The 532-nt window shown below is 74.1% G+C and carries 1 pseudogene; it reads left to right on the top strand.

Going from position 1 to position 532, the window contains the following annotated elements:
* Positions 1-532 (top strand): annotated as a pseudogene (locus G3N99_RS41555) (pseudouridine synthase); the annotation flags it as partial.

Below are 532 nucleotides of genomic sequence, written 5' to 3'. Positions count from 1 at the left end.
CCGATCGCCCGCCCCGCCGCGATGACGACTCGCGTCCGCGCCGCGCAGGTGGCGAAGGCGGCGCACGCGCACCGTATCGCGACAACGCATCCGGCGAAGGCGCGAAGCGCAGCTTCGGCGACCGCCGCACGTCGTCCGATCGCCCTCCCCGTCGCGATGACGACTCGCGTCCGCGTCGCGCAGGTGGCGAAGGCGGCGCACGCACGCCGTATCGCGACAACGCATCCGGCGAAGGTGCGAAGCGCAGCTTCGGCGACCGCCGTACGTCGTCCGATCGCCCGCCGCGCCGTGATGACGATTCGCGTCCGCGTCGCGCAGGTGGCGAAGGCGGTGCACGTGCGCCGTATCGCGACAACGCATCCGGCGAAGGCGCGAAGCGCAGCTTCGGCGACCGCCGCACGTCGTCCGATCGCCCGCCCCGCCGCGATGACGACTCGCGTCCGCGCCGCGCAGGTGGCGAAGGCGGCGCACGCGCACCGTATCGCGACAACGCATCCGGCGAAGGCGCGAAGCGCAGCTTCGGCGACCGCCG

The sequence above is a fragment of the Burkholderia sp. Ac-20392 genome (genome assembly GCF_017104585.1).
GTDB lineage: Bacteria > Pseudomonadota > Gammaproteobacteria > Burkholderiales > Burkholderiaceae > Burkholderia > Burkholderia lata.
This window is presented reverse-complemented; position numbering and strand designations above follow the sequence as displayed.